12 protein-coding genes are annotated in these 12,717 nt (G+C 63.1%); 1 reads left to right on the top strand and 11 read right to left on the bottom strand.

Translation table 11 applies throughout. The features are described 5' to 3' along the window. Window positions 1-18: 18 nt before the first annotated feature. Complete coding sequence (locus NNA36_RS12305) at window positions 19-441, bottom strand: PaaI family thioesterase (protein WP_255107860.1); 423 nt, start codon at window positions 439-441, stop codon at window positions 19-21. A 243-nt stretch (window positions 442-684) separates the two neighbouring features. Between NNA36_RS12305 and NNA36_RS12300 the strand changes: the two genes are divergently transcribed. Continuing rightward, window positions 685-1,344, top strand: a complete 660-nt coding sequence (locus tag NNA36_RS12300) for a LytTR family DNA-binding domain-containing protein (RefSeq protein WP_255107398.1) — start codon at window positions 685-687, stop codon at window positions 1,342-1,344. On the opposite strand, the gene pdeM is transcribed toward NNA36_RS12300, so the two are convergent. The 10 genes from pdeM to NNA36_RS12250 form a co-directional block, all read right to left on the bottom strand. Next, window positions 1,308-2,003: a ligase-associated DNA damage response endonuclease PdeM gene (pdeM, locus tag NNA36_RS12295; RefSeq protein ID WP_255107396.1), complete on the bottom strand. Its 696-nt coding sequence runs from the start codon at window positions 2,001-2,003 to the stop codon at window positions 1,308-1,310. The two genes, NNA36_RS12300 and pdeM, sit on opposite strands and share 37 nt — an antisense overlap. A 101-nt stretch (window positions 2,004-2,104) precedes the next feature. Continuing rightward, window positions 2,105-4,519 carry a ligase-associated DNA damage response DEXH box helicase gene (locus NNA36_RS12290; RefSeq protein WP_255107394.1) on the bottom strand — a complete coding sequence of 805 codons (2,415 nt, stop codon included), beginning with the start codon at window positions 4,517-4,519 and terminating at the stop codon, window positions 2,105-2,107. 4 nt (window positions 4,520-4,523) lie between these two features. Further along, window positions 4,524-4,844 (bottom strand): helix-turn-helix transcriptional regulator, encoded by a 321-nt coding sequence (locus tag NNA36_RS12285; RefSeq protein WP_255107392.1) that lies wholly within the window; start codon window positions 4,842-4,844, stop codon window positions 4,524-4,526. Between the two features lie 64 nt (window positions 4,845-4,908). Continuing rightward, on the bottom strand, window positions 4,909-6,141 hold the full coding sequence (locus tag NNA36_RS12280) for a mandelate racemase/muconate lactonizing enzyme family protein (RefSeq protein ID WP_255107391.1): 1,233 nt from the start codon (window positions 6,139-6,141) through the stop codon (window positions 4,909-4,911). A gap of 221 nt (window positions 6,142-6,362) precedes the next feature. Next, the gene (locus NNA36_RS12275; protein WP_255107389.1) at window positions 6,363-6,950 is read right to left on the bottom strand and encodes an HD domain-containing protein; all 588 of its coding nucleotides are present in this window, start codon (window positions 6,948-6,950) and stop codon (window positions 6,363-6,365) included. Continuing rightward, window positions 6,947-8,080 (bottom strand): TauD/TfdA family dioxygenase, encoded by a 1,134-nt coding sequence (locus tag NNA36_RS12270; RefSeq protein ID WP_255107387.1) that lies wholly within the window; start codon window positions 8,078-8,080, stop codon window positions 6,947-6,949. The genes NNA36_RS12275 and NNA36_RS12270 overlap by 4 nt, the downstream gene beginning before the upstream one ends. 347 nt (window positions 8,081-8,427) lie before the next feature. Next, on the bottom strand, window positions 8,428-8,796 hold the full coding sequence (locus NNA36_RS12265) for a hypothetical protein (protein ID WP_255107385.1): 369 nt from the start codon (window positions 8,794-8,796) through the stop codon (window positions 8,428-8,430). Between the two features lie 23 nt (window positions 8,797-8,819). Then, complete coding sequence (locus NNA36_RS12260) at window positions 8,820-9,905, bottom strand: Zn-dependent alcohol dehydrogenase (RefSeq protein ID WP_255107383.1); 1,086 nt, start codon at window positions 9,903-9,905, stop codon at window positions 8,820-8,822. A 110-nt stretch (window positions 9,906-10,015) separates the two neighbouring features. Next, complete coding sequence (locus NNA36_RS12255) at window positions 10,016-11,218, bottom strand: TCR/Tet family MFS transporter (protein WP_255107859.1); 1,203 nt, start codon at window positions 11,216-11,218, stop codon at window positions 10,016-10,018. Between the two features lie 73 nt (window positions 11,219-11,291). Next, window positions 11,292-12,620, bottom strand: a complete 1,329-nt coding sequence (locus NNA36_RS12250) for a lyase family protein (RefSeq protein WP_255107381.1) — start codon at window positions 12,618-12,620, stop codon at window positions 11,292-11,294. Window positions 12,621-12,717: the final 97 nt, after the last annotated feature.

Here is a 12,717-nt window from a genome sequence, read left to right as displayed (position 1 = left end):
CGGGCCGCCCTTTTTCGTTCAAACCTCGACCGGAATCATGCTGCCGGTCAGAAGGGCGATGTGGCGGGCGCTGCCGTCTTCCTGATCAGCGTAGACATCGGCCTGCACAATGACCAAACGGCGCCCCGGCTTGATGACCCGACCCTCAGCGCGAAGTTGCACACCCATTGACGGGGCAAGGAGGTTGATCTTCATTTCGGTGGTCAGGACTTCACAATTCTCGGGCATCACAGACAGTGCCGCGTAGCCCGCCGCCGTATCCCCCAGGGCGAACGTCAGCGCGGCATGGCCAAAGCCCTGCTGTTGTTTGAAACCGTCCCGTATCGGGCTTGTCAGGGTCGCCACACCGTAATCGAGTGATGCGATAGACGCCCCGATCGAGCCCATCAAAGACTGATCCGCAAAACTCTGATTGATTTTCTTGACGATTTCGGGTGACAAGGCCACGGAAATTCCCCTTATTTGTTTTGTGGGATAAGCGCATTTTCAAGATCGGGTGGAAACCGCGAACAGGTCAAGCTGGTCGCAACGTCACGAATTTTGGGCATGACGAAAGAAAACGAAAATAGACTTGCAGTATTTCTGAATACCTTTGACACACTCGGGACCCCGCGTGTTCTGGCCTTGGTATTCTTGGGGACCACGGTCGCGGCAGTGGCCGGGCCTTTCGGGACATTTTCGGCAATGGATTTGCCGACGCGGATTTTCTATTGGAGCCTGATCTCCACCTCTTCGGTACTGTTCGGCTATCTCGGATTTGCCCTGGCACGCGCGATTGGTTTCAACAAGGATGATGCACCTCATGCGGCTGTCGGCTCGCTCATCGCGTCATTCTTCATCACTGTGGATGTGTGGGCGATTTCAGTGACTAAGCCTTGGGGCTCGCAATCGATGATCGGGTTCTGGGAACTCTTTGGCTATGTCTTTGTTGTGACCGCCGTTATCGGCGCTTTGCGGTATTTGCTGCTCACGTTCCTTGCCCGGGAAACCTCGATCGCCGAAGAGCGTGACGAAGCCCTGACACTGCGGGAGCAGCCGCGGTTGGCGCGGCGGTTGCCGGATGAGATGGGGGAAGACATCCTGTATTTGTCGGTGCGCGATCACATGGTGGATGTGTTCACCGAAGCCGGTCAGACCTCGCTCAGGATGCGGTTTCGCGATGCGCTGGACGAGATGGACGGGGTGCCGGGCTATCGGGTGCACCGGTCGCATTGGGTGGCGCATCATGCGGTGCAGGGCGTGGAGCGGGATCAGGCGCGGGTGTACCTGCGGTTGCCCGATGGCCGCAAGGTGCCGGTGAGCCGCAACTACCGTCCTGAACTGGAAGACGCGGGCTTGATCTGACGGGGCATTGGCACGAGGCGCGGCACCTGTCCGGTGACGATGGCGCGTGCTTCGTTGCGCATCAGACCGTCAAGCGCCTCGTCGGTTGAGCGAAGACCGCCGGTATAGGTGCCATAGGCGGGCAGGATCACACGATCGGAATCAAACAGGAAGGCCGGGCGAGAAATGCTGCGCAGGCGGGTCTGGATGCGCACCTTGGGGTGGTAATGCCCTGAAATTTCGCCACTTTTTCCGGGTTTTGCGATGTGTCGGAACGTCAGCGGCGGTAGGGGGAATTCGGCGAGGTGACTGCCTCCGAATTCCACGGGGCCGGGATCGTGATTGCCTTCGATCCATATCCACTGGCGCCCTGCCTGAAGACGGGAAATCCACAGCCTTTCGGCGTCGGACAGGGCGTCGGCGGCTTCGAGGTCATCAAAGCTGTCACCGAGGCAGACAACGGTTGAGGCGTTGGTCTGGCGCAGGTCGTTCTCGAGCCGCAAAAGCGTGTCGCGGGTGTCATAGGGGGGCAGGGTCGTGCCCTTGCGGCGAGCCACCCTTTCGGACTTACCCAGGTGAAGATCCGAGACGCAGAGAATGCGCCGTTCCTCCCACCAGAGCGCGCCGGAGCCGAGGGCATCCAGCCGTGTGCCGGCAAGGGTGAAGGGAACAGTCTGCATGGGATATTGGTGGCGCAAATCTGGGGATCGGGCAAGGGGCCAGACCCGCGAAAATCAACGTCGGTATTACGTCGGTATTGCGACTGTATCACGGGGGTGCGTCAGGCGGACAATCCGGCATCGTTAAGAAGCCGTTCACTTTCTTCGGCCAACAGCCGTTCCTCGGCCTCGCCGTCAACGCGGACCTTGCCAACCTCAAGGAAGAGCGGGGCAGAGAGGGGCGTCACGTGATCCGTGCGCACCAGATCAATGCGCCCGTCAATGCGGGCCAGCATTTCCTCGATCCGCGAGAAATCGACAAGGCCGCGCATGGCTTCGTCGCGGGTGATCTGCATCAGCAGATGATCCGGATCGTATTTCAGCAGCGTGTCATAGAGGATGTCAGAGGAGAATGTGGCCTGCCGCCCGGACTTGCGCCCTTGCGGGCTGTTGCGTTCGATCAGGCCTGCGATGGTGGCGGCCGAACGGAAGCTGCGTTTCATCAGGGCATTGCCGGCAAGCCAGCCATCGACACCTTCGCGAAGGACATGCGGGTCAAACAGTGGCGTCGGGTCGGTGACGGCATCCAGCCCCCAGATCAGGGTGGCATAGTCGGTCGAGACAAACCCCATCGGCGCGAGGCCAAGGTCTTCCATGCGCTTGGTAAGCAAGAGGCCAAGGGTCTGCTGTGCGTTGCGACCGGCAAACCCGTAGACACAGAGGTTTTCGCGCCCGTCACGCGGAAAGCTCTCGACAAGGAGCCTGTCATGGCTGGGCAGTTGCGACATGGCGCGTTGCAGGTGCAGCCAGTCGGCCGTGTGTTGCGGCAGGTCCGGCCAGTCGTCCTGTCGGAAGAGCTTGAGGATACGGTGCGAGAGCTGCGTCGAGGTGGCGAACTTGGTGCCGGAGAAGGTGGCGATCTTAGGTTTCTTCGCGGCATTGCGCGAGACCTCGACCGTCATTTCGCGCAGCCCCTCGTAGCGCACGATCTGGCCACCGATGAGAAAGGTATCGCCGGGGGTGAGCGAGGCGGCAAAACCTTCTTCGACTTCGCCCAAGGGGCGGCCACCCCGTGACCTCTTGAGACGGACCTTGAGAGTGTCGCTGTCCTGAATGGTGCCAGCGTTCATGCGGATCTGGGCCGCGGCGCGGGGATCGCGCAACTGCCAGAGACCATCGGGGCGCTGAAGTAGGCGTTGCCACCGGTCATAGGCTTTGAGCGCATAGCCCCCGGTGGCGCAGAAATCGAGGCAGGCATCGAATTGGGATCTTGGCAGGTCGGCATAGGCGCCTGCCGATGTCATTTCATCGAACAGGTCGTCGGCGTCGAAAGGGCCGGAGGCGGCGGCCAGCAAGATGTGCTGACACAGAACATCGCGCGGGCCGGGGCCGCGGGGATCACCATCAAGATCGTGGTCGCGCACGGCCTGTAACGCGGCAACGCATTCGATCACCTCAAAGCGGTTGGCAGGCACAAGCAGCGCCTTGGAGGGAGCGTTGTATCGGTGGTTGGCGCGGCCGATCCGCTGGACAAGACGCTTGACGTTCTTCGGCGCACCCACCTGTATCACGAGGTCGACATCCCCCCAGTCGATCCCAAGGTCGAGAGAGCCGGTGCAGACAATGGCCCGCAGGTCTCCCCTTACCATCGCGGCCTCGACCTTTTCGCGTTGTTGACGATCAAGAGAGCCGTGGTGGATGCCGATCGGCAGCGCGTCTTCGTTGGCAAGCCACAGGTTGTGAAAGAAGATCTCGGCCTGGGCGCGAGTGTTGTGAAAGATCAGCGTGGTCTTGTGCCGTTTGATCTGTTCCATCACGGCCGGAATGGCATAGGCCGCGCCGCCACCCGACCACGGCGGATGCTCTTCGGTCTGAAGCATGGCAATGTCGGGATCGGGGCCGGGATCAGCCATCAGGATGTTGCAGGGATCGGGATTGCGCGCGAGCAGGCGGGCGATGGCCTCGGGGTCATCGACGGTGGCCGAAAGGCCCACCCGTCGCAGATCGGGACAGAGGCTTTGCAGACGAGCCAGCGCGAGCATCAGCTGGTCGCCGCGCTTGCTTTCGGCAAGGGCATGAATTTCGTCGACGATGACCCGCTTGAGCCCTTTGAAGGTGCGGGCGGCATCCTCGTAAGAGGTGAGCAGTGCGAGGCTTTCCGGCGTGGTCAGCAGAATATGCGGCGGATCGGCGCGTTGCGCCTTTTTCCGAGTATTCGATGTGTCGCCCGTGCGGTCGTCGATGCGGATGTCGAGACCCATCTCCTCGACCGGGGTGCGCAGGTTGCGCTTGATGTCGGCGGCCAGTGCCTTGAGCGGCGAGATATAGAGGGTGTGCAGACCCTGGTGCGGGCTGTCGGCCAGATCGACAAGCGAGGGCAGAAAGCCCGCCATCGTCTTGCCGCCACCGGTGGGGGCGATCAGCAGGGTGCAGGGATCATCGGCCCGCGCCAGCATGTCGAGCTGGTGCGGGTGCGCCCGCCAGCCTCGGCTGGCAAACCAGTCGTGAAATTGCCTGGGCAGGGTGCCCTGAGCCAAGGGGTTACTCCTCGGCCGGTCCGCAGAACAGGCGGTAGAGCATGCCGATCACTTCGGCGGTGTTGTCGTCGGCAAGGCTGTAGTAGATGGTCTTGCCGTCGCGGCGGGTCTGGACAAGGCCTTCTTCGCGCAGGCGGGCGAGCATCTGGCTCACGGCGGCCTGACGGATTTCCAGAAGCTGTTCCAGTTCGCCCACGGATTTTTCACCCGAGCCGAGGTGGCAGAGGATCATTAATCGGCCCTCGTGCGCCAGGGTCTTGAGGTAAGCAGCGGCCTGTGCGGCGCTGCGCGCCATTTCGGCGGGCGGTGCTGGGGTCTTCTGCATGTTCACTTGCACGTTTCCTCGGGTCTTTGGACCCATATAACACGGCTTTTGGGAAAGTGCGAGATCAGTCCGCAGGGGCGGGTGCGCCGCCCTGGAAACTGTTGCCATTTGCATAGTCGCAGGGCGCATCCTGCATCTGGAGGTGCAGATCCTTGCCTGTATAGGGATGCGCGCGGGCCAGATCTTCGTCGACCTCGATGCCGAGGCCCGGGGTTTCGGGCGGGATCACAAAACCGTTATCGACGCTGATAGCGCCCCTGATCAGGTCATTGTGGAAGTCGGTCTCGATGGTTTCGATCATCAGGAGGTTGGGGATCGAGGCCGCGAGGTGGATGTTGGCGGCCCACTCGACGGGGCCGGCATAGAGGTGCGGTGCCATCTGTGCGTTGAAGGCTTCGGCCATGGCGGCGACCTTCTTCATTTCCCAGATGCCACCGGCGCGGCCAAGGGCAGGTTGCAGGATCTCGGCGGCGCCCGCGCGCAGCACGGCACCGAACTCGGCCTTGGTGGCCATACGTTCACCAGTTGCGACAGGGATGCGCACGTTGCGGGCGACGCGGGCCATGTCCTCGATGTTGTCGGGGGGCGTGGGTTCTTCGAACCAGAGGGGCGAATAGGGTTCGAGCGCCTGGCCAAGCCGGATGGCCCCTGCGGTGTTGAACTGGCCGTGGGTGCCGAACAGCAGGTCGGCGCGATCCTCGACCGCTTCGCGGATGGCCTTGCAGAAAGCGGCGGACATGGTGATGTCGCTCATTGCGGGCATGTGGCCGCCCCGCATGGTATAGGGGCCGGCCGGGTCGAACTTGACGGCGGTATAGCCCTTTTCGACCATCGCGGCGGCCGTCTCTGCTGCCATCTCGGGCGAGGTCCAGAACTCCGACATCGAGTGATGCGGCAGCGGGTAGAGATAGGTGTAGGCGCGCAGCTTTTCGTTCATCAGCCCGCCAAGCAGAGCCCAGACCGGGCGTTCGCGGTGTTTGCCAAGGATATCCCAGCAGGCGATCTCGAGACCGGAGAAGGCCCCCATGACGGTCAGGTCGGGGCGCTGGGTGAAACCGGAAGAATAGACCTTGCGGAACAGGCGTTCGATGTTCTCGGGGTTCTCGCCAAAGAAATGCCGCTCAAAGACGTCGCGGATCACGTGGGTCATCGCCTCGGGGCCAATGGTCGAGGCATAGCATTCGCCCCAGCCGGTGATGCCGGTGTCGGTGGTCACTTTCACCAGAATCCAGTAGCGCCCACCCCAGCCCGGTGCGGGCGGTGCGGTGACGATGACATCGAGGTCCATGAGGCGCATCGGCTCTCTCCCTGTTGGTTTCCGGAGAGGGTGACCGTGGCGAAGGGGCAAAGCAAGCGTGAATGCGTCAGAGGATGTCGGAAACGGGCGTTGCCTGCACCAACGTAGCGGCAGGCAGGTTCCGCCTCCGGCGGGAGTATTTCGGGTGCATTGAAGACAGGCTGGCCTTCAATGCACGGAAAATACTCCGGGGGTGCGGGGGCTGGCCCCCGCGGGAAAGGTCAGCCGCAATGGGCGTCGACAAGGCGCTGGACCATCGGTGCAAAGTGCCAGAAATCCGGGGTTTCCATGCCTGCGCGTTTGCCGGCCTCATCCAGATAGCGCACCTGGATGATCTTTTCGAGGTTGGGGTTGGTCTCGAACTCTGCCACCTCTTCGGGCGACATGGGGCCGCCCTGTAGTTCGAGCGTGTGGATTGAGGCCTCGGAGAGGCGTTTGAAATACTCTGGTTTGGTCGCGCAGAGATAGCGTTTGGCGGCGACGTGGTAGAGCACGCAGTCGGTGATCAGGGTTGGAAAGAAGGGGGCCAGAACCTCGGCCCCGGCGTCTTCGTGGTGGCGGTCCTCGGTATCATCGGGGCTGTAGGTGCCGAATTCGGAGGTGAAGTGGCCGATGTCATGCAGCAGGGCGCCGACGATCACGTCTTCGGGCATGCCGTTCTGTTCGGCGATGGTGGCGCCTTGCAGCATGTGTTCGGCCATGGTGACGGCCTCGCCGAGATATTCCTCGCCGCCGCGGCGGTCGAAGATGTCGCCGAGGAAGGCCACGATGTTGGTTTTGTCGAGGGTGGAGAAGTCAGGTCTGGTCATGTGCGGGCCTCAAGGCTTGCGAGGGTGGAGAGGAGGCCGTCCTTGTCGGCGTAGCATCCCTGGAGCCAGCGGGAGCCTTCGCCGGAATAGCCTTTGCGGGCGTGCAGGACGCGGGTGTTGTCGACGATGAAGGCTTCGCCGGGTTCCAGCTTGAAGGCCACTTCCATTGCGGTGTCGTCGATGATGTCGGACAGCTGGCGGTAGGCGGCGTAGTAGGCCTGCATGTCCTCGAATGGGATGTCGGTCAGGGGGGCGATGGAGCGGGAATTGAACCGCACCGCTTGCAGCGTGCCATCGGGGGCGAGTTCGATCATAGGACGGCGCGATTGCAGCTTTACGCCGGAGCTGCCGGCGTAGGAGAAGCGCGCGGTGTATTTCGACAGGAGGTCAAAGCCTTCGGGGTTTTCATCCTTGAGGCGCAGGGCGCAGGCGAAGCCGTCAACGACCATGTTTTCACCGCCCGCAGCAGAGTTGTCGAGGCAGGACAGGACCTGCAATGTCGGCACCGGATCGCGGTAGGGGTTGTCGGTGTGGGCCTGTAGGCCAAGGCCGGTGTAGGCGAGGTTGACAGGGTTGACCTCGGTACGAACTTCGAAGTGGCGGCCATAGTTGGTTTCACGGACATAGCCGAAAAGATCGACGATTTTGAACAGGTTACCGGATTCCACCGGCAGGCCGGTGACCTTGGCGAACCCGTAACGGCGGATCAGCGCGAGCCAGTTGCGCCGCGCGGTTGTATCCTTCAGCAGAGCGGGGTAGTCGCCGGTCGGGACGTCGGTGTTCAACTCGGAGGTCCAGGCGATGGCGGCCTCGGGAAGGCGGCCTGCGAGGCGGGGTTGCCTGCGGTCGTAGCTGTTGGCAAGGAGCCAGTTCAGATCATAGGTGGCGCTGTGATCTTCGGGGGTGAAGGTGAGGTTTACCTTGTCTCCTTCGAGGGTTGCGGTGCTGATTTTCGTGTCGAGTGACAGGTCGGCGAGGGTGATCAGGCGCTGGCCGTTATCGGGGTCGCGGGTCTGGCCGTCGATGGCGTTGTCACGCAGCCAGATGGCGTGGAACCGGGTGGTGGCGCCGTCGTCTGCGGTGAGGGTCAGGACGGTGCCGTTTTCGGTGATCGAAGGGGTGAGGGGCATGGTGTGTTTCCGGGTCAGTGCTTCCTGTGTTTCAGGGTGAGGCCGGGGGTGGGGGTGTGTTAAGTGACAAATCTGTAAAAATCGGATGATTTTTCAGATTTTTTCGTCCATTCATTAAAATACTCATTCTGGAAATGAATAATCTGATCGTTTTATCAAAAAATTCAGGTGAAGGGCCGGCAGTCGATCTTCGATAGAGTGATTCTCTGGCGTCAGAACAGGTCGAAATTCCACGTCGGTATTCCGTCGGTATCGTGACGGTATTGCGGAGGTGTGAAAACGCCAAACCCCGCCGGGAGGGCGGGGCACAAGGTTTCATGAAGATTGGGTGACTGGCCCGTGCGCCGCTAGCCGGCGGTGGCCTCGTCAAATGCGATCAGTTCGCGATCGATCTCGGCGACGGTTGCGTCGGGGCCGAAGAAGGTGAGGTCGGGGGCGTCGATGTCGTCCATGAAGGCCTCGATCTCGATCATCACGGGGGCGCCGTCGAAATCACCTTCGACTTTCCAGCGGCGGGTCTGGCCCAGTTCCATGCCAGAAAGATCGCTGGCGATCTGTTCGGCAAGGTCGGCGGGAAGTCCGAAGCGCGGGTTGTTGGCGAGCCGCGTGAGGAAGGGCGCGACCTCGGGAGCATCGAAGTTCATCGAGGTTTCCGAGGTGATCGGCGGGGCCTTGGGCGCTTGCGGTTTGAACAGGTCGGTCAGGAAGGTCAGCATGGGTTGGCTTTTATCCTGCCGCGTCAGTCAAAGACAATCACGTTGCGTTTGGCCGATCCGGTTTTGGTGTCGGCGATGGCCTCGTTGATCTGGTCGAGGGTCCAGCGGCCGGAGATCAGCTCGTCGAGTTTGAGGCGGCCCTGCTGGTAGAGGTCGACCATCCAGGGAATGTCGCGCTTGATCACGACGTCGCCCATCTTGGAGCCCTGCATGCCCTGGCCGATGGCGGCGAGGATGACGGGTTCGTAAGTGGATTTGGCACCGGAATGCGGCATGCCGACCATGATGACCTTGCCGCCAGGGGCGAGGTAGCGGGGGGCTTCGTCATAGGCGGGGATGGCACCGACGGTGACGATCACGGCGTCGGCGCCGCGGCCCATCGCGCGCATGGCTTTGACGAAGGGTTTCTTCTCGGTGGCAAGGACGCCGTCGGTGGCGCCGAACTGTTTGGCGATTTCGAGCTTTTCCTCGCTCATGTCGACGGCGACGATGCGGCGCGCCCCGGCGATGCGGGCGCCCTGGATCGCGTTGAGGCCAACGCCACCTGCGCCGATGACAACCACGTCCTGACCGGCGCGGAGCTGGGCAGCATTCACGACCGAGCCGACGCCGGTGATGACTCCGCAGGCCACAAGCGCGGCGGAGTCCATGGGGATGCCTTCGGGGATTTTTACAACCTGGCTTTGGTCAACAACCACCTTTTCGGCGAAGGCACCGCAGGCCATGGCCTGATGCAGGGTGCCGCCCTCGGCGGTTTTCAGCGGCCCCTTGTCACCATCGTAGGGGGTGCCGCAGATCACGGGTTTGCCTTCCGAACAGGAGGGACAGGTGCCGCAGGCGCGGATCAGGGTGACAACCACGGGGTCGCCTTCGGCAAGGCCTGTGATGCCCGCGCCCACGGAAGTGACGCGTCCAGCGGCTTCGTGGCCGTAGACTGCTGGCAGGGTGCCGCCCCATGCGCCGTCGGCAAAGGAGATGTCGGAATGGCAGACGGCGACGGCGTCGAGGGTGACTTCGACTTCGCCCATTTCGGGGCTGCGGAGCTGAACATCTTCGACAACGAGGGGCTGTCCGAATTCGTGGCAGACAGCGGCTTTGATTGTTTGCATGGTGCCCTCCCTTTGGCTGGCATCAGCGTTGCGGGGCACGGCACGGTTACGCAAGGGCAAAAATTCGAGACGTGCCGTCAAATGCCTGACATTTTCTGGAAGTGCGGGGTTCAGAGCTTTTTGCGGACGCGAGAAAACAAGAGGAGGCCGATGCCGAGCAGGCAGGCGGAGAGGATGAAGGGGGCGCCGGGGGCATAGACCGGGGCGGCGGGCTTGGTGAAATAGGCGAAGGTTTGCGTCATCATCAGCGGCGCAAGGATGGTGGCCAGAGAGGTGAGCGAGGTCAGGACGCCCTGTAGTTCGCCCTGCGCGTCATCAGGGACGCGGCGGGACATGATGGCCTGGAGGGCGGGCATTCCGAGAGCGCCGAGGGCGGAGACCGGGACGGCGGCGAGGACAAGCAGGCCGGAGGTGACGACGCCGAGGAAGAGGAGCGAGGCGAATTCGATCAGGAGGCCGAAGGTTACTGTGCCGCGGTTGCCGAAGATGCGGATGGATGGCGCGACCAGCAGGCCCTGAACGATGGCAAAGCCGAGGCCGTAGGCGGCAAGAGAAACGCCGATCATGCCGGGCGACCAGCCGAGGCGTTCGGTGGTGAAATAGGCCCAGATCGACGGATAGACGGCGGTGGCGATCTGGTAGAAGAAATAGACCGCCAGAAGCGCGGCAAGGCCCGGCAGGTGAGTGACAGCGCGCAGGGCGCCAAGCGGGTTGGCGCGTTTCCACGAGAACGGGCGGCGGATTTTGTCGGTCACCGTTTCACGCAGCACGATCCAGCCCAGAAGGGCATTGGCCCCGGTGAGGCAGGCCGCGGCCCAGAACGGTGCGCGCGAGCCGAATTCGGCGAGCAGGCCGCCAAGCACCGGCCCCAGCACGAAGCCGACGCCGAAGGCCGCGCCGATCAGGCCGAAGTTGCGGGCTTTTTCTTCGGGTTTTGAGATGTCGGCCATATAGGCAGAGGCGGTGGAATGGGTGGCGGCCGTGATGCCGCCGACGATGCGGCCTGCCAGCAGGAGCCAGATCGAGCCGGCCACCGCCATGACCACGTAGTCGACCGCCATGACCATCAGTGAGACCAGCAGCACCGGGCGACGGCCGTAACGATCCGAGAGGTTGCCGATGATCGGGCCAAAGAGGAACTGCATCAGGGCAAAGGCGGCGGAGAGCACGCCGCCCCAGATCGCGGCGTCGGCCAGGGTGCCGTCCGAGACCTCTTGGATCAGCGTTGGCATGACCGGAAAGATCAGGCCGATACCCATGGCGTCGATCACGACGGTGATGAAGATGAAGAGGATCGGCAGGTTGGGGCGCATGGGGGGCTCGGGCACTGGTACTGTGCCGCCTAAGGTGGCGCGGGCGCGCCGGTTTGGCAATTGTGGCGCGACGTTACTTCAGCGTGGCGACCTGTGCGGCGAAGGCACGGGCATCGGCGGGGGCGGTGCCCAGTTGCGTGGCGGGATCGAACAGGGCGCTGTCAATCTGCGGGTAGTCGCGGGCCGTGAGTGTCGAGAGAGGCGTCTGGCTGGCGTTTGCCTCTTGGCAGAGCTCCTTGGTGGCGGCCTGTGCGTCGGGGCGGGGCATGTGGGCGGCCAGCGCGAAAGACAGCGCCTCGGCGTGGATCAGCTGGAGTGGGGCGTTGACGGATTGGGCCATCGCATCAGGGCGTGGCGCGATCAGCGGAAGTTGTTTCGCTGCGAGCGTCAGGGCAGAGGCCGCGCCGAGGGCGATCTGCGGCAGGGTCAGCCATTCGGTGAACCATGCGGCCCCGTCGCGTTGGTGTTTGTGGATGGCCGCGCCTTGCAGGGTGGACAGAAGACCGCGTGCCTGATGCGACAGGGCAGAGAGGGCTGAGGGCATCACCGGGTTCTGTTTCTGCGGCATGGTCGAGGAGGACCCGCCTGCGCCGAGGTCGATTTCGCCGATGCCGGACATGGCCATGGCGATCAGGTCTTCGCCGATCTTGCCAAGGGCGATGTTGCTGCGCACCAGCCAGTCGGCAATGCGCAGGACCGGCGTGCGGTCAGTGTGCCAGCTGTGGCCGGGGTCACGCAGGTTGAGGCCCTTGGCCAGCGCGGCGCGAATTTCGGCGGCCTTTGGGCCGAGGGCGCCGGCGGTGCCTGCCGCGCCGGAGAGCGAGACCATGAGGCAGGAGGCGCGCAGGTCCGGCAGTTCCTGAAGCAGGCCCAGCAGCGGCGCGCCCCATTCGGCGGCCTGCGCCCCGAAGGAGGTGAGGGTGGCGTATTGGCCATAGGTGCGCGCGGTCATCGGGGTTTCGGCGTGGGTCTCTGCAAGCGCGGCGAGGGCAGCGAGGCAGGTCTTGAGGTCTTTCTCGGCCAGGGTCAGCAGCGAGCGCAGGCGCAGCATCAGGCCGGTGTCGATGATGTCCTGCGAGGTCGCGCCCCAGTGGATGTATTGGGCGTGTTCCGGGGCTTCCATGGCCTTGCGGAAGGCCGCCACCAGACCGGGGACGTTTACGCCGTTCTGGCCGGTGGGTTCGGCAAGGCCCGCGGGGTCGATCTGGACCTCCATGGCGGAGCGGTGGATGAAGAAGGCGCTGTTTTCGGGGATCAGGCCCAGTTCGCCCTGTACCTTGGCCAATGTTCCCTCGACCAGCAGCATGGCCCGGACCTCGGCCGTGTCGGTGAACAGGCGGCCTGCCTCGCCGGTGGGAAAGAGGCGGGAAAACAGGGGGCTGTCGAAGACGGAACCGGCCATTTGGACTGTCCTTTGGTTGGGTAATCAGGGCGCGGCCAGTGGTAATCGCAAACGTCCCGAAAGTCAGCAGGGAAGCGGGGGTAATGTGCTAATGTCT

The organism is Shimia sp. CNT1-13L.2 (assembly GCF_024331145.1).
In the GTDB taxonomy this organism is placed as follows: Bacteria; Pseudomonadota; Alphaproteobacteria; order Rhodobacterales; family Rhodobacteraceae; genus Shimia.
Note: the sequence above shows the minus strand (reverse complement) of the source record. Positions and strands in the feature narration are given on the sequence as shown.